General features: G+C 36.0%; 14 protein-coding genes and 4 tRNA genes. 14 read left to right on the forward strand and 4 right to left on the reverse strand.

What is annotated here, in order from left to right; all coding sequences use genetic code 11:
* Positions 1–15 precede the first annotated feature (15 nt).
* Positions 16–1,467 carry a beta-barrel assembly-enhancing protease gene (locus A9G23_RS08415; protein ID WP_141674925.1) on the reverse strand — a complete coding sequence of 484 codons (1,452 nt, stop codon included), beginning with the start codon at positions 1,465–1,467 and terminating at the stop codon, positions 16–18.
* Positions 1,468–1,743: 276 nt separating this feature from the next.
* Positions 1,744–2,958: a pyridoxal phosphate-dependent aminotransferase gene (locus A9G23_RS08420; protein ID WP_065587188.1), complete on the reverse strand. Its 1,215-nt coding sequence runs from the start codon at positions 2,956–2,958 to the stop codon at positions 1,744–1,746.
* Positions 2,959–3,105: 147 nt separating this feature from the next.
* On the opposite strand from A9G23_RS08420, the gene A9G23_RS08425 reads away from it, so the two are divergent.
* The 7 genes from A9G23_RS08425 (at position 3,106) to A9G23_RS08455 (ending at position 10,084) form a co-directional block, all read left to right on the forward strand.
* Complete coding sequence (locus A9G23_RS08425; protein ID WP_065587189.1) at positions 3,106–3,375, forward strand: ACT domain-containing protein; 270 nt, start codon at positions 3,106–3,108, stop codon at positions 3,373–3,375.
* Between the two features lie 35 nt (positions 3,376–3,410).
* Entirely contained in the window at positions 3,411–4,766 is a 1,356-nt protein-coding gene (locus A9G23_RS08430) for a PFL family protein (RefSeq protein ID WP_065587190.1), read from the forward strand.
* Between the two features lie 310 nt (positions 4,767–5,076).
* Positions 5,077–5,553 (forward strand): PTS sugar transporter subunit IIA, encoded by a 477-nt coding sequence (locus A9G23_RS08435; RefSeq protein ID WP_065587191.1) that lies wholly within the window; start codon positions 5,077–5,079, stop codon positions 5,551–5,553.
* A 9-nt stretch (positions 5,554–5,562) separates the two neighbouring features.
* Positions 5,563–5,841 (forward strand): PTS sugar transporter subunit IIB, encoded by a 279-nt coding sequence (locus tag A9G23_RS08440; RefSeq protein WP_065587192.1) that lies wholly within the window; start codon positions 5,563–5,565, stop codon positions 5,839–5,841.
* Between the two features lie 10 nt (positions 5,842–5,851).
* The gene (locus tag A9G23_RS08445) at positions 5,852–7,237 is read left to right on the forward strand and encodes a PTS galactitol transporter subunit IIC (protein ID WP_065587193.1); all 1,386 of its coding nucleotides are present in this window, start codon (positions 5,852–5,854) and stop codon (positions 7,235–7,237) included.
* 93 nt (positions 7,238–7,330) lie between these two features.
* Positions 7,331–9,394 (forward strand): BglG family transcription antiterminator, encoded by a 2,064-nt coding sequence (locus A9G23_RS08450; protein ID WP_065587194.1) that lies wholly within the window; start codon positions 7,331–7,333, stop codon positions 9,392–9,394.
* A 27-nt stretch (positions 9,395–9,421) separates the two neighbouring features.
* Positions 9,422–10,084, forward strand: a complete 663-nt coding sequence (locus tag A9G23_RS08455; RefSeq protein ID WP_065587195.1) for a class II aldolase/adducin family protein — start codon at positions 9,422–9,424, stop codon at positions 10,082–10,084.
* Positions 10,085–10,256: 172 nt separating this feature from the next.
* Here the strand turns inward: A9G23_RS08455 and dhaL are convergent, their stop codons facing one another.
* Together dhaL and A9G23_RS08465 are read right to left on the reverse strand one after the other, a co-directional pair.
* The gene (gene dhaL / locus A9G23_RS08460; protein ID WP_065587196.1) at positions 10,257–10,886 is read right to left on the reverse strand and encodes a dihydroxyacetone kinase subunit DhaL; all 630 of its coding nucleotides are present in this window, start codon (positions 10,884–10,886) and stop codon (positions 10,257–10,259) included.
* A 1-nt stretch (position 10,887) separates the two neighbouring features.
* The gene (locus A9G23_RS08465; RefSeq protein ID WP_065587197.1) at positions 10,888–11,892 is read right to left on the reverse strand and encodes a dihydroxyacetone kinase subunit DhaK; all 1,005 of its coding nucleotides are present in this window, start codon (positions 11,890–11,892) and stop codon (positions 10,888–10,890) included.
* A gap of 285 nt (positions 11,893–12,177) precedes the next feature.
* On the opposite strand from A9G23_RS08465, the gene tcdA reads away from it, so the two are divergent.
* From tcdA to tuf, 7 genes are all read left to right on the forward strand, one after another.
* Positions 12,178–12,972: a tRNA cyclic N6-threonylcarbamoyladenosine(37) synthase TcdA gene (gene tcdA / locus A9G23_RS08470; protein ID WP_065587198.1), complete on the forward strand. Its 795-nt coding sequence runs from the start codon at positions 12,178–12,180 to the stop codon at positions 12,970–12,972.
* A gap of 305 nt (positions 12,973–13,277) precedes the next feature.
* On the forward strand, positions 13,278–15,962 hold the full coding sequence (gene adhE, locus A9G23_RS08475) for a bifunctional acetaldehyde-CoA/alcohol dehydrogenase (protein WP_065587199.1): 2,685 nt from the start codon (positions 13,278–13,280) through the stop codon (positions 15,960–15,962).
* Between the two features lie 162 nt (positions 15,963–16,124).
* A tRNA-Thr gene (locus A9G23_RS08480) sits at positions 16,125–16,200 on the forward strand.
* A gap of 33 nt (positions 16,201–16,233) precedes the next feature.
* Positions 16,234–16,318: transfer RNA gene (locus A9G23_RS08485), tRNA-Tyr, on the forward strand.
* Between the two features lie 55 nt (positions 16,319–16,373).
* Positions 16,374–16,448: transfer RNA gene (locus A9G23_RS08490), tRNA-Gly, on the forward strand.
* Between the two features lie 3 nt (positions 16,449–16,451).
* Positions 16,452–16,527 (forward strand) — tRNA-Thr (locus tag A9G23_RS08495).
* Positions 16,528–16,709: 182 nt separating this feature from the next.
* Positions 16,710–17,670 (forward strand): elongation factor Tu (gene tuf, locus A9G23_RS08500; RefSeq protein WP_065587200.1); only part of this gene is annotated, 961 nt, incomplete at its 3' end.

Below are 17,670 nucleotides of genomic sequence, written 5' to 3' on the forward strand. Positions count from 1 at the left end.
AAAATTAATTAATAATTATCGCTTATAAGCCGCATAACGCTTTTCTAGTTGCTTTAGTTGATTGATTCTTGCATCAATTTTGGCAATCATTGTTTGATTACCTTTGGTTTGATTTTTAGCATTTTGTAGTAATTGAACAGCTTGTTGAAATTGACCTTCTAATGCAATTGCTTCGGCTTGAGCACTCATTTCTTGAGCCCTTGAATGTAACCCGCCATAAGCTGTAATGAGTAAATCCCAGCCATTGGTATCGTCATTGTGGTCAAAAGTGTAGCGGTGCAATAAGCTTACTGCTTGTTGATAGTTTCTATTTTTTATATACGCATTAGCTAGATTTAATTGAAATGCAGAGCTATTTGGTGCTTTTTTTAAGGCCACTTGTAGGCGAGTAATTGCGGCACTGTTATTGTTGAGCGCTAAATCAATATCAGTCATTAAATCAATATACCAAATATTATTAGGATCACTATCTAATAATGGTTGCAGTTGTTGTTTCGCTTTTTGATTATTACCACTTAAATTGTCAGCTAAAGCACTACTATAGATAATGGCTATATTACTTTGTTCATTATTCAATTTTTTATAATCTTCAATTAATAATTTTGCGGTATTTTTATTTTTAGCCATTAATATTGCTAATCGGGCTTTTGCTAGATAATAATTTAATGATGGCGATATATGCTTTTTGCTATATTGCATTGAACGATTACGAATATCGGTCAAACGGCTATTGGGTAATGGGTGAGTAAGTAAAATTTCAGGTGGTTTACTGCTAAAACGGCTTTGATCGGCGAGTTTTTGTAAAAAATCAGATGAAGCATAAGGATCGAAATCTGCTTTAGCAAGCGTTCTTAGACCGACACGATCGGCCTCTTGTTCATTACTTTGCGTAAAACTAATCATACTTTGAGCAGAGCCCGCCATGGTACTGGTTATTGCTGCCATGCCGGCTTCGGGATTGGCTAATGTTAGTAATAAAGAGCCTAATGTTGCCCCCCAAACATAAGGGCTATTACGGTTTTGATTTTCCATTGCTCTGGCCAAATGGCGCTGGGTGACATGGCCAATTTCGTGAGCCATAACGGAGGCTAATTGGCTTTCATTGTCAGTATCTAAAATGAGTCGAGAATGAATGACTACATTACCACCAAAAAAAGCAAATGCGTTTAATACATCGCTTTTCATAATATAAAAATGGAAAGGTGTTTTTACTGATTCTGATTTAGCGACTAATTTATTACCTAATTCATTAATATATTGGTTTAAAACAGGGTCGTTTATTATGGGAGCGCTGGCTCGCAACAGTCGCATATAATAATCGCCCATCTCCATTTCTTGGCCGATACTTAACGTTGTGGCTGCGGCGGTGCCAATATCGGGAAGATTGATATTATCAGCATAAACGATAGATGTGCTTTGTAATAATAGTGAGGCGGATAGTGTAAATGCGATGGCTTTTTTTAACATTATTTTAACCAATTGAGTTAAGATTTATGGTGATTTATTTTAGCTGAAAGAAAGAACAATATCACTTTGAATTTATACTTAACGTGTTTAGTTTGTTTGAGGTAATAAGAGTAAAAAGCCACTATCTTATTCTTGAAATAATAAAATACAACAACGCTATTCATGACTCTGTTCTATATGGCATTATTGTATTTGATAGCACATATTTATTGATGGATTTATTGAGTAATACATCAATAAATAAACTCGGGGGGATTAACAAAAGGTATTCTCTTTTTATTGTTTATAAGAAGATAAGAATTTGGCAAACCGCCCAATAGCGTCTTCAAGATCACCTAAATAAGGTAAAGCAACAATTCTAACATGATCGGGCTTATGCCAATTAAAACCGGTTCCTTGTACAAGTAGCACTTTTTCTTGTAACAAAAAATCTAATACCAATTTTTGATCGTTATGGATATTAAATTTTTTCTGATCTAATTTGGGAAATAGATACAAAGCACCTTGAGGTTTAGTACATGAAACACCGGGGATATCATTAAGTAAACGCCATGCCAACATACACTGATCGTATAGTCGTCCTCCCGGTACAATAAATTCGTTGATGCTTTGATACCCACCTAATGCACCTTGAATAGCATGTTGTAATGGTACATTGGCACATAAACGCATTGAAGCCAGCATATTTAAGCCTTCGATATAGCCTTTTACATGGTGTTTAGGACCACAGAGTGCCATCCAACCTTGCCTAAACCCAGCAACTCGGTAAGTTTTTGATAGGCCACTCATGGTAATAACAAATAAATCGGGTGCTAATGTAGCAATAGAATAATGCACTGAATTATCGTATAAAATTTTGTCATAAATCTCATCAGCAAAAATGATCAGGCTATTTTGACGAGCAATTTCAGCGATCTCAAGTAATACTTCCTTGCTATAAACCGCGCCAGTTGGGTTGTTTGGGTTAATGATTACTATCCCTTTTGTTTTTGGTGTTATTTTTCTTCTAATATCTTCGATATCTGGTGACCAATTTGCTTCTTCATCGCAAAGATAGTGCACTGCATTACCTCCAGATAAGCTAACAGCTGCTGTCCATAATGGATAGTCAGGCATAGGTACAAGTATTTCATCATTGCTATTAAGTAATGCTTGCATGGATTGCACTATTAATTCTGATACACCGTTGCCAATGTAAATATCTTCAACATCTAAATTACTAACTCCTCGAGCTTGATAATATTGCATGATTGCTTTACGGGCAGAATAAAGACCTTTGGAATCACAATATCCTTGTGAAGAAGGTAAATTTCTAATTACATCAACTAATAATTCGTCAGGGGCAGCAAAACCAAAAGGTGCGGGATTTCCAATGTTAAGTTTAAGGATAGTTTGACCTTCTTCTTCAAGTCGCTTTGCATGCTCAAGAATGGGACCACGGATGTCGTAACAAACATGATCCAATTTATTGGATTTTTGGAAATTTACCATAATGTCACTCTTTGTAGTTTTTTATAATGATATTTTTATTTTTACTGAAAAAAACAATCTACTCCTATTTCGATAATTTTTGAAGATGCTATCATGTTTAGCTCAATAAATATTATTTAACTGTCTAAATTTTGTGCGGAGAGTGTTATGAAAACCATTTTAACAGTAATAGGTAAAGATCAAACAGGTATCATTGCTGGTATTAGCCAAAAATTATATGAATTAGATATTAATATTTTAGATGTCAGCCAAACTATTATGGATGAGTATTTTACGATGGTTATGTTACTTGACTTGTCTAACATCAATGTGAAATTTGATGAGGTAAAAACAGCATTGACACAAACGGGTGAAAAGCTAAAAGTTAAAGTAAATATTCAAAGAGAAGAAATTTTTGATGCTATGCATCGTTTGTAATATCAATTTTATATTTTTATAAAAGGATGGTACTAATGGAAACAAAACAGATTCTCGAAACCATTAAAATGATTGAGGAAGAAAAGCTTGATATCCGCACAATAACTATGGGTATTTCTCTCCTTGATTGTATAGATAGTGATGGTGAGAAAGCACGTCAGAAGATCTATAACAAAATTACACGACTGGCCAAAGATCTTGTTAAAGTAGGTGATGATATTACCTCAGAATTTGGTATTCCAATTATCAATAAACGTATTTCTGTTACACCGATATCGTTAATTGCTGGCGCAAGTAACGATAATAATTATGTCGCATTTGCCAAAACATTGGACAAAGCTGCCAAAGCGGTCGGTGTTAACTTTATTGGTGGATTTTCGGCTCTGGTACAAAAAGGCTACCATAAAGGTGATGCGATTTTGATTAAATCAATTCCACAAGCACTTGCACAAACTGAACGAGTTTGCTCATCGGTGAATGTTGGTTCTACACAAACCGGTATCAACATGGATGCAGTAAAGCAGATGGGACAAATTATTAAAGAATCTGCAGAATTAACAGCAGCTAATAGCAGTATGGCGTGTGCAAAATTAGTGGTATTTGCTAATGCAGTTGAAGATAATCCATTTATGGCCGGTGCCTTTCATGGTGTAGGTGAGGCTGATTGTGTCATTAACATTGGGGTTAGTGGACCTGGCGTGGTTAAACGAGCACTTGAAAAAGTGAAAGGTCATCCATTTGATATTGTTGCGGAAACCATTAAAAAGACTGCTTTTAAAATTACTCGTATGGGACAGTTGGTGGGGAAAGAGGCTTCCGAACGTTTAGGGATTAAATTTGGTATTGTTGATTTATCGTTAGCACCAACGCCAGCAATGGGGGATTCAGTGGCACATATTTTAGAAGAAATGGGATTAGAATCCGTTGGTACTCATGGTACTACAGCGGCACTAGCAATGCTTAATGATGCAGTTAAAAAAGGCGGCGTGATGGCGTGTGGTCATGTTGGTGGTTTAAGCGGAGCATTTATCCCTGTTTCTGAAGATGCAGGTATGATTGATGCTGTCAATAACGGCGCGCTTAATCTTGAAAAACTTGAAGCGATGACCTGTGTGTGTTCAGTTGGACTCGATATGATTGCAATTCCTGGCGATACCTCAGCGGAAACTATTTCAGCAATTATTGCTGATGAGGCTGCAATAGGGGTGATTAATCATAAAACAACAGCGGTACGAATTATTCCTGCGATGGGTTTAAAAGTCGGCGATAATATCGAATTTGGTGGCTTACTAGGTCATGCCCCAGTCATGCCGGTAAGCAAATTTGGCTCATGTAATTTCATCAACCGTGGGGGGCGCATTCCCGCGCCAATTCATTCATTTAAAAATTGATGTATCAATTTCTAATGATCTAGTTATTTCCTTATTCCGTTTGCACTAAAGCAGGCGGAATATCAGCTCATTTATTATGTTCAGAATCACACATTTTTAAATCCTGCCCAATAAATAGATCTTATTTTTATAGCATAGTTATTCCTATGATGAGCAATGTCATGGATATTATTTGGTATCAAATCCATTCGTCACTTTTATCTTAATTTCCTAAAATTAATCATATCAAATTAATGCTGATTTAATTCTAACAATTGCAAATTCGCAATATTTTTATAAATTTGCACATCACATCATGATGGAGGATAAAATGGGAAATGAATCTAACGACCAAATATTATTTGAAGATTTGATTCTTTTAGATAAAAACTTTCAAAATACTAATCAATTTTTCGATTTTACGTTTCCTATTTTAAAAAATGGTGGTTATGTGAACCATTCCTTTTTAGACGCAATCAAACAAAGAGAGTCTTCATTTCCTACCGCGTTACCAACGAAACCTTATGTGGTTGCTATGCCCCATACTGATGTCGAACATGTTATTAGACCATTTATCTTCTTCACTCGAGCAAAAGGAACTATTCCATGGTGTGAAATGGCAAATAATGACAATGTATTAAAGGCTACCTTTGTGTTTTTACTCGGGTTTAACCAAAAGAATGGGCATATTGATTTATTGCAAAAATTGATGTCTTGCTTTGTGAATTCGCATTTTTTAGAAGCGCTTTATCATGCAAAAACTGAATATGAAATTTTTACACTATTGAGGTCGAATATCAATTTATAAGGAGGCATTATGAAAAAAGTTATTGTTGCATGTGGCAGTGGAGTGGCTACATCACAAACTGTCGCCAGTAAGGTTACACGTTTATTAAAAGAACGTAATTTTAATGATATAAAAGTAGAAGTTGTGGATCTTAAATCTGTCGATACTCACATTAAAAATAGTGCTGCTTATATAGCGATAACTAAAATTGAAAAACAGTACTCTATTCCCGTTATCAATGGTATTGCATTTTTAACAGGGATAAATATGGAAGCGGAATTACAAAAAATTATTGATGCCTGTAGATAGGAGTGTGAATATGGACTTTCTCGGAACAACTATAAATTATATTTTAAATTTAGGTGCGCCAGTTTTTGTACCATTCATTATGCTCATTGCGGGTTTAATTGTGCGCATGAAATTTAGAGATGGCGCTTCGGCCGCCATTACACTAGGTGTTGCATTTGTTGGTATGAGTATGTTGATTGGTTTTATGGTTGGCGCTATTGGTTCAGCTGCGCAAACTATGATGGAACGGACAGGGATTGAACTGAGTATTATTGATGGCGGTTGGACGACTATGGCGAACGTATCTTGGGCTTGGCCATATGCTTTTCTTATGTTTCCTTTGCAAGTGGGTGTCAATATTTTAATGTTGGTATTGAAAAAGACTCATACTTTTAACGCAGACTTATGGAATGTGTGGGGGAAAATTTTTACCGCATTTATTGTTGTTGCCATCGCTACCCCAATTTTAGGCTCTGTTGTGGCTTTGGTTCTTGCCTTTATTATTGCAACTTTGCAGATAATATTAGAGCTTAATTCGGGGGATATTAACCAACATCGAATTGAAAAACTAACGGGTATTCCGGGGATAACTTGTACTCATAGAATGTTATTTTTCAGTGCAATTTATTATCCTTTTGATCTACTGCTTCGCAAAATACCTATTTTAAATAAACCAATGGACGCAGCGACATTACGTTCTAAAATTGGTGTATTTGCTGAAAATCATGTGATTGGTTTTTTATTAGGTGTGATTTTCGGGATGATTGCTGGTTATGAAGTTGCAGCTATCTTAATGCTGGGTATGCAGGCCGCTACTGCGCTTATGTTATTTCCAATGATCTCTAAGTTATTTATGCAAGCATTATCGCCCATTTCTGAAGCAATTAGTGAATATATGAATAAACGCTTTGCTGGACGTAAATTATTTGTTGGCTTGGATTGGCCATTTATGGGTGGTTCAAGCGAAATTTGGTTTACAGTAATCATTGCTATTCCTTTTACTTTAATTTGGGCAGTTATTTTACCTGGCAACAAAATTCTCCCGTTTGCAGGCATTATCAATGTCGCCCTTATTGTCCCAGCTTATATCTTAACTAAAGGTAACACATTAAGAATGGTGATTTTAGCGATTATTGGTGTGCCATTCTTCTTGTTTGTTGGAACTCAATTTGCACCAATTATTACCGATTTAGGATTAACAACTAAAGCTATTGATATTCCAGCTAATCAATTAATTTCAAATAGTTCTATTGATGCTCCTGTTTTTACTTATGCATGTTCATTTATTTGGCAATGCTTAAAAGGCTATTTTGTTCCATTATTTTTTGCTGTTTATTGGTGTGTGGGGTATTGCTTTTATGCCCGTGAACTGCGCAAAGAGATTATGCAGAATATAGCGGAAAAAAGAAATGAATAAATAAAAGATAAAGTATTCGTTGAATATGTTTTGCAGTGAATCTGATGGTAAGGTTAGTCACCATCAGACAACGAACAATAAGGTAATTATCATATGGTTGTCGATAAGCGAATTCATGCTGTTTTAAAAGCATTAATTCATAATCCCAATATTAGTGGTGTTGAGCTTCAATCTGAATTTGGGTTAACGCGTAAACAGCTTAGTTACACCATTAAGAAAATTAATGATTTTCTTCAGTCATCTAATCTTGAATTAATTAAAAGATTTAAGACTGGTAAATTTAGTATACCAAAATTAGTGATCGAAACATTTAGGGATGAGCCAGTATCTCATGCTATTGGACGTTATATTTATTCTGAAGATGAGCGTATTCATTTGCTTCTATTTTTTTTGTTAATTAGAACAGAAAGGCTGTCATTAATACATCTTTCAGCGTCCCTCACTGTCAGCCAAAACACTGTTATTAATGATATTAAAAAAGTACAAGCAATGATTATTCAATATCATTTACAAATCAACTATGACCGTGAGAATGGTTATCGTATTATTGGTGATGAAATCGATAAACGTTATTTGTTATTAAAATTAATTCGCCGAATTATCAGTATGCCAATTGCTGATAAGATTTTTAGAGAAAATGAGATTATTAGCCAAGGTCGTTTAGAACAAGTAGGGCAGGTTTTTAGTGAAATAGAAAAAAAATTAAAAATTGTGTTTACTGATGAGCAGTTGCAAGAGTTGACTTACTTTATTTGTTTTATGTTGCAACGGATAGAAACCGATAAAAAAATTAAGCTTTTACCTGAAAATTATGCCGAAGCTGCAAATAGCCGTGATTTTCAATTATTGAAAAAGCTCATTGAAAAATTCGGTATAACTGATCTTAATGAGCAAATTTTTTTAATGGTATTAGTACAAAGTTCTAATATACAAACACTATCCGATAAATATTTTCATTTAGATGCGGTGTTGTTAGAAAGTGTTGTTGAAGTTATTGATAATTTTGAACAAATTAGTTGTGTCACTTTTAAAGATAAGAGCGAACTGATTGAACGTATTTATCAGCATTGGAAACCTGCTTATTATCGTATTCGATATCATATTTCCAATATTAACAGTGTATATGACATCGTATTGCAAGAATTTAGTCATTTACATGAAATGGTACGAAAAGCGATTTCTCCTTTTGAAAAAATATTGCATTGTAATATGCCAGATGAAGAAGTTGCTTTTATTACTGTACTATTAGGCGGTTGGTTAACTCGAGAAGGTTTGATTAATCGAATTAAAACAAAGAAGATCGCAATTTTTGTTTGTGAAAATAGTGCAACAGTTTCAACTTATCTTTATCTGACTTTACAAGTATTGCTTCCCGAATTACATTTTTCTGATGTCATGTCTAAACGTGAGTTTGAAAAATATCATCATTATTACGATATTGTTTTTTCTACCTCACATTTATCTACCGATAAATTGTTATTTGTTGTTAACCCTTCATTGAATAATTTTCATAAAAATGCTTTTCGTCATCAAGTGATTGGTACTTTACAGGGTATTGATCCTAGCATTATTCAAATTGATGAACTGATGTTACTTATTGAAAAATATAGCAGTATCAAAGATCAAAAAGCACTCCAAAAGGAGTTAACAGCATATCTTTATCATGATGAAATGAATGATAACCCCGTACTAATAACACAACAGGAAATTCCCTCATTAGCTGACTTAATGCAAAAAGAACATATCAATATTACAGAAAATGTTGATATAACATGGCAAGATGCGTTGATATTAGCCGCACAACCACTGTTAAATAATCAATCCATAGAAAGTAATTATCTTGAAAAAATGGTTAACAAAATTCAATTTGAACAACCTTATATTATGTTGGTTAATGGATTAATTATTGCTCACGCAGGTATTGATGATGGCGTGAATAAAGTTGCTATGTCCTTACTTAAATTATCTGAAAGAATCTCTATTTGTGGTTATATGCAAGCGGATTTAATTGTTGTTTTAGCAACAAATAATTCACAAAAACACCTTAAAGCACTTGCCCAATTAAATGAGTTATTAGAATTCCACGAAGGCGCAACTCGCATACGAAATGCCAAAAATAATAATGAAATTTGGGAATTGTTTGCCAATTATCAATGAATATCTTGTCAAAATAGGAGCTATAAAATGTTAGAGATACAAAAACAATATGTGGTCGACATGGCTAAAAAATCGAGTGAGTGGGGACTTTGTAAACATAAAGCTGGTAATTCTAGCGTTCGCGATAAAGAGTCGGGATATGTTCTTGTCACGCCAACAACAATTGATAAAAAGTTGTTAACAATTCGGGATATTGTTGTGATGGATCTTGATGCTAATGTAATTGAAGCTGATTCCGGGTTGAGGCCAACCAGTGAGTGTTTAATGCATCTTGCGATTTATAAAGCTCGTCCAGATGTTTTTGCTATTTCGCATACGCATTCTATTTTTGCAACTTCATTTGCCGTATTAGCAAAACCTATCCCTGCCGTTGTTTATGAGTGTGCAATTCTGAATTTAAAAGATGGTGTGATTCCTGTTGCGCCCTATGGGCGTCCGGGTACTCAAGACCTTTCAAACAGTGTTATAGAGCCCATAAAACGAGCTGATGCGATTTTAATGGAAAAGCATGGTGCTATTGCCGTAGACAAAGATCCTTATGATGCTGTATTAAAGGCCGCTTATATTGAAGAAATGGCTGAAATATACTATCACGCTTTATTGATTAATGAAGGTAAAGATCCAGGTGGATTTCCACCAGAGGAGTTACAACGTTGGGCATATCCTTCACAAATTAAGTTTAAAAAATAATTTTTAGTCTATTTATTTTAGTCAATTAATAGAAAAGACTCAGCAAAAAATTTTATTTTAAAAAATTAGATGTTGTTTGAATACTTAGATATTTTATCAATGATACTTAGAATATTATTTTATCGATATTGCGATGATGATGTCCGCCGTTGATGTCGGCGGATTTATTGTTTTATTGGGTTTGGATATATTCATTCATATACTTCAAAATATACGCCATTGAGGCCGCTCCAGGGTCCATGTGACCAATTGCGCGTTCACCTAAATTTTTAGTTCGTCCAAATACAGCGATCATCTGTTTCGTTTTTTCTGCGCCTTCCATAGCAGATTGTGCTATTTTAGGGAGCGCATCGATTAACGTCGAAGATGTTAATTGACTTGCGGTTGTTGCACTAGCGGCTAAGGCATCAACCATCGTTTTATCCCCTGGTTTGGCTTTTCCGCGTTGATAGACTGCCTGCCAACCTTCGTTAAGGAGTTTTGATAATGTATCGGAATCAAATTCTGTTACGCCTGTAATACTTTTTCCGCCCGCTCTAAATAAAGTACCAAAAATAGCACCAGAAGCTCCGCCCATACTTATCATTAATTTTGTACCAATTTGCGTAAAAAAATCACCTATATTCGTTGGTTGAAATTTTTCGTCTTGTAGTAGCACTATAATAGCTGCAAATCCACGCTTTATGCCGATGCCGTGATCACCATCGCCGACTAATTGATCTAAAGCGGTTAATGTTGGTTCACTTTCGATCATTTTTTGGGCGGTAAATAACATCATTTTACGAACTTGTAATAAATTCATTCTATTTCCTCCATCCTAGTGTTTGGCAAGGTAAATCATAAAGATGTTGTAATTCTTCATCTAATTTCATTAAGCTAATTGAAAAACCAGACATTTCAAGGGATGTACAAAAATGGCCAACAACGACATCGTGGCTGATTATGCCGCGTGTATTCAGCTCAATACCGACTTTACGTGTTACAATGAACAGTTCGGCGTTACTCAGTGCGCCTAAATTATTAATTAATACACACACGCGGTCGCCTTTTTTAAACGGTAAATCATTACACAGGCTGTCTATCATCTCTTTAACAACTTCATCAGATGATGTTATAGCTTGTCGACGCAACCCTGCTTCACCATGAATACCAATACCAATTTCAATTTCGTTATCATCTAATTCAAAATTGAAATGATTTGATTGAGGTAATGCGCATCCATCTAGGGCGACACCGATGGTACGAACATTGTTGTTTGCTTTCGATACAACTTGGTAGAGATTTTCAAGGTCGTATTTTTCAAATTGTGCGGCAGCGCCAGCAATTTTGTATAAAAACATAATACCAGCAACGCCACGGCGATCAGAAATCTTAGATAATGGTGCCGAAGCAATATCATCAGTTGCTCGAATCGTTTTGATGACAATATTTTCTTCTCCTAATATTTCGGCTGCAATATCAAAATTCATTCCATCTCCAGAATAGTTGCCAAACAAAAATAGTACACCTTTTCCTTTTTCTATGGTTTTGGTGACTTCTATAATTTGATCTGGAGATGGCGAGGTGAAAACTTCGCCAAGTGCACAGCCATCAATACCGCCTTTGCCGATAAATCCTGCAAAGGTTGGTTCGTGTCCACTGCCACCACCTGAGACAATAACAACTTGATCGCTAGCAATATGGTTACCATAAACGGCACAATGTTCTGAAATTGCAGTTAATCTTCCCTGATAGGCATAGATCAACCCCTGCATGACTTCTTGTCGCACATTATTGGGATCATTAAGTAGTTTTTTGGGTTTGCGCATTCTTTATTTCCTCTTTAATTATTGTTAACAATGTTTATTGTAGGGAAAATTAATAACTCAAACGAATACAATTAATGACAAATAATATCCTACTTATTGCGCATCATCGGGATGATTTAGTTGATTTTTATGAGAGCTAGAAATTTAGTTTTTTATTCTTGAAAGGTATAATATCACTAATACTTATTGATAAGTTGTTTATATAAAGAATATTACCGTTATAATTTATAAAAATGTTTCAGGAGAAAATAAGTGTTTAAGTATAAACACTATTATTAATTATCTATGAATAAAGAATCTTACTTCCAACGTTTTAGTGGTATTGCAAGGCTTTATGGTGAATCGGCTTTGCAATGTTTTTCGCAAGCGCATATTTGTGTAATTGGTATTGGCGGTGTGGGATCTTGGGTTGCTGAATCGCTAGCGCGTAGCGGTATTGGTCAAATTACCTTAATTGATATGGACGATATTTGTGTGACAAATACCAACCGTCAAATTCATGCTTTAAAATCTAATATAGGTAAAGCTAAAACCTCAGTGATGGCAGAACGTATTTTACAAATTAATCCTGAATGTACTGTGAATGAAGTGGATGATTTTATTAATGCTAATAATGTCAGCCAATATTTAGGTTCTAAGCAAGATCCCCGTTATGATTATATTATTGATGCAATAGACAGTGTAAGAGATAAAGCTGCCGTATTAGCCTATTGTAAGCGTCAGAAATTGAAAATCATAACGATTGGTGGTGCAGGGGGGCAGAAAGATCCCACGCAAATAAAGATTGCTGATTTAGCCAAGACAATTCAGGATCCATTAGCAGCCAAATTACGCGAAAGACTGAAAAATGATTATAATCTTCATAAAGACAGTAAAGGTAAATTTGCTATTCCTTGTGTCTATTCTACCGAACAACTGATTTACCCTGCTAAGAATGGCCAGACTTGTTTTACCAAAAGTGAAGCTGATAGTAACAAAAAAATGGACTGTGAATCAGGGTTTGGTGCAATTACAATGGTTACCGCCACCTTTGGATTTGTTGCTGTTAGCTATGTATTGAATAAATTATGTAATGCATAATTTTTATTTTTTCATTTAGGCAAATCTCTTATTTTCTGTTTTGATAAATAATATTAAAAACAGCTATTTTTTATTGGAAATAGTTGTTTATTTGTTTGTATTTTAATTGTTCAATCTATTTACTTTCTAAAAACACTTATTACTTTTGACAGCCCACTTTTTTGTTGAATATCTTATTGTATAAATTAAAAATTTGATTTAGGATAATGCATAATTTCGTTTTGTTAATATGCTTAAGCATTAAATAGTTTCAAGGAAGACGCCAAACGGATCCCGATTTATTTTTTTATTTCAAGGAGAAATCTATGGCAGTAACTAACATGAATGAGTTAAATGAGTTAATGGCGCGTGTCAAGAAGGCACAAGAAACTTATTCAACTTATACTCAAGAGCAAGTCGACAAAATCTTTGTGGCAGCCGCGACAGCCGCAGCTGCAGCACGTATCCCACTCGCACAGCAAGCTGTTGCGGAGTCTGGAATGGGGATAGTTGAAGATAAAGTCATAAAGAACCTTTTTGCCGCTGAATACATTTTAAACAAATATCGTCATGATAAGACTTGTGGTATAGTGGCTGAAAATGAACCATTTGGTACTATTACAATAGCGGAACCACTTGGTATTATTTGTGGAATTGTTCCAACTACCAATCCAACTTCAACGGCGATTTTTAAATCATTAATTAGTTTAAAAACCCGCAATGCAATTGTCTTTTCTCCTCATCCTCGTGCTAAAAAATCAACTATTGAAGCTGCTCGAATTGTGTTAGATGCTGCCGTTAAAGCGGGTGCACCAAAAGATATTATTGGCTGGATTGATGAACCATCTATTGAGTTATCTAATGCGCTAATGCACCATGATGATGTGGCTGCTATTTTAGCAACCGGTGGACCAGGTATGGTGAAAGCCGCTTATAGCTCTGGTAAACCAGCATTAGGTGTCGGAGCAGGTAATACACCTGTTATTATTGACGAAACAGCAGATTTAAAACGAGCAGTAGCTTCAGTACTTATGTCCAAAACATTTGATAATGGTATGATTTGTGCCTCAGAACAAGCAATTGTCGTGGTTGATTCTGTTTATGACGAAGTGCGTCGTTTATTAACCCAATATGGTGCATATGTTTTAAATGCTAAAGAAACACAAGCAGTGCAAGGCATCATTTTAAACGATAAAGGTGCATTAAATGCCAATATTGTTGGTCAACCAGCAACAAAAATTGCTGAAATGGCTGGTCTTAAAGTGCCTGCTGGTTCAAAAGTCCTTGTTGGTGAAGTGAGTAAAGTCGATTTATCTGAGCCATTTGCTCATGAAAAACTTTCACCAACGCTTGCTATGTTTAAAGCGAAAGATTTTTATGAGGCTGTTGATAAAGCAGAAAGGTTGGTTGAAATGGGGGGGCTGGGACATACTTCTGTTCTTTATACTGATCAAGATAGCAACCGTGAACGTATTGCTTACTTTGGTAGTAAAATGAAAACTTGCCGTATTTTAATTAATCAACCAGCGGCCCATGGTGGTATTGGTGATTTGTATAATTTTGATTTAGCGCCATCTTTAACTTTAGGATGTGGCTCTTGGGGTGGAAACTCAGTTTCTGAAAATGTTGGACCGAAACACTTAATTAATAAGAAAACAATCGCTAAGAGAGCAGAAAATATGTTATGGCATAAACTACCAAGTTCTATCTATTTTAAACGTGGCTCATTACCTGTTGCTTTAAGTGAAGTGGTTGAGCAAGGCGCAAAACGCGTATTTTTAGTAACGGATAAATTCCTATTTAACAACGGTTATTCACAACAAATCACTGATCAATTAGAAGCACAAGGTGTGATTTGCGAAACTTTCTTTGATGTTGAAGCAGATCCAACATTAAGTGTTGTCCGTAAAGGTACCGACTCAATGCAAGCATTCCAACCGGATACCATTATCGCTTTAGGCGGTGGTTCACCAATGGATGCAGCTAAAATCATGTGGGTTTTATATGAGCATCCTGAAACCAAATTCGAAGAATTAGCATTGCGCTTTATGGATATCCGTAAACGTGCTTGCCATTTCCCAAATATGGGTCAAAAAGCAAAATTAATTTGTGTAACAACGACATCAGGTACGGGTTCTGAAGTGACGCCATTTGCTGTGGTTACTGATGATGCAACGGGGCAAAAATATCCATTAGCCGATTATGCAATTACGCCACACATGGCTATTGTTGATGCTAATTTAGTGATGAATATGCCTCGCTCGCTCTGTGCTGCTGGTGGTTATGATGCCGTGACCCATGCATTAGAGGCCTATGTATCAGTTATGGCTAGTGAGTTTTCTGATGGACAAGCATTACAAGCTCTAAGCATACTTAAAACTTATCTACCTACAAGTTATCGGGAAGGTGCTAAAAATCCTGTTGCCCGAGAAAAAGTGCATAGTGCAGCAACATTAGCCGGTGTTGCTTTTGCTCAGGCATTCCTTGGCGTTTGTCACTCCATGGCGCATAAAATTGGTGCAGCTTTTCATATTCCACATGGTGTGGCAAATGCGATGTTAATTAGTAATGTGGTGCGTTTTAATGCAACTGACAAACCAACTAAGCAAGGCACATTTAGCCAATATGGTTATCCTAAAGCAATTATCCGTTATGCAGAAGTTGCTGATCATTTAGGTTTAACCGCAGCTACTGATAAAGATGAGATGAAAGTCGAGAAATTAATTGCTTGGTTAGATCAACTTAGAAAAGATCTTGATATCCCATTTTCAATTAAGGAATTTGGAGTCGATGAAAACACTTTCTTAGCACAGGTTGATCAATTGGCAGTTGATGCTTTTGATGACCAATGTACAGGGGCAAATCCTCGTTATCCTTTAATTGCAGAGTTAAAACAAATTCTGCTTGATACTTATTATGGTCGTGCATATCAGGATAAAGGAGATATTAGTGAGGACGTTGCTGTACATACCGCAGCAAAAGGTGTGGAGACATCTAAAAAAACTAACTAAAAAGAAATAATATAAATTTACGCTTTGGTTAAAAAAAGACCTGAAATAGTTTGAATTTCAGGTCTTTTTTATGTTTTTGATTTTTTTTTAATCAAACAAAATAAAATTTGTTTTTTTTGCTTGCAAGGTTAAATGTTCTAGTTCATAATGCGCAGCACTTAGGCCGGCTTAGCTCAGTAGGTAGAGCAACTGACTTGTAATCAGTAGGTCGCCAGTTCGATTCCGGCAGCCGGCACCATTTTCCTAAGTAGACAAATTTATAAAGATTCGGGGTGGGGTTCCCGAGCGGCCAAAGGGAGCAGACTGTAAATCTGCCGTGTCACACTTCGAAGGTTCGAATCCTTCCCCCACCACCATCATCTAATATTAGCAATAGCTAATTGAAGCATTTAGGTAGCCGAGTTTGAACATGCGGGCATCGTATAATGGCTATTACCTCAGCCTTCCAAGCTGATGATGCGGGTTCGATTCCCGCTGCCCGCTCCAATTGCTGATATAGCTCAGTTGGTAGAGCGCACCCTTGGTAAGGGTGAGGTCGGCAGTTCAAATCTGCCTATCAGCACCATTCTTGTATTTTCCTAAACTTCTAAGAATATCGAATTTGCCTGCTTTAATGCTTGTCACTAGATAGCTTTATCTGTTATTATTCAGAGCTAATTTTAAGTTAGTATTGTATTGATATTAAATATAATACTTGGTTAATGTGGTGAATTACCACCGATTTGTATTACATTTGAGGGACAATCGATGTCTAAAGAAAAATTTGAACGTACAAAACCCCACGTTAACGTTGGTACAATCGGCCACGTTGACCATGGTAAAACAACTTTGACTGCAGCAATTACTTCAGTACTTGCTAAAAAATACGGCGGTCAAGCACGTGCATTCGATCAAATCGATAACGCACCAGAAGAAAAAGCACGTGGTATCACCATCAACACTTCACACGTTGAATACGATACACCAACTCGCCACTACGCACACGTAGACTGTCCGGGCCATGCTGACTATGTTAAAAACATGATCACTGGTGCGGCACAAATGGACGGTGCTATCTTAGTCGTAGCAGCAACTGATGGTCCTATGCCACAAACTCGTGAGCACATTCTTTTAGGTCGTCAAGTAGGTGTTCCTTACATCATCGTATTCTTAAACAAATGCGATATGGTTGATGACGAAGAGTTATTAGAATTAGTTGAAATGGAAGTACGTGAGCTTCTATCTCAATATGATTTCCCAGGTGATGACACACCAGTTATTCGTGGTTCTGCACTTAAAGCGTTAGAAGGCGAAGCAGCATGGGAAGACAAAATTGTTGAATTAGCTGAAGCATTAGATAGCTATATTCCAGAACCAGAGCGTGATATCGACAAACCATTCTTATTACCAATTGAAGACGTATTCTCAATTTCAGGTCGTGGTACAGTAGTAACTGGTCGTGTTGAGCGCGGTGTAATTAAAGTCGGTGAAGAAGTTGAAATTGTTGGTATCAAACCAACTGCTAAAACAACTTGTACTGGTGTTGAAATGTTCCGTAAATTACTTGACGAAGGTCGTGCGGGTGAAAACGTTGGTGTATTACTACGTGGTACAAAACGTGAAGAAATCGAACGTGGTCAAGTACTTGCAAAACCAGGTTCAATCACTCCACATACTGATTTTGAATCAGAAGTGTATATCTTAAGCAAAGATGAAGGTGGTCGTCATA

Source organism: Gilliamella sp. App4-10 (assembly GCF_001690495.1).
GTDB lineage: Bacteria > Pseudomonadota > Gammaproteobacteria > Enterobacterales > Orbaceae > Gilliamella > Gilliamella apicola_G.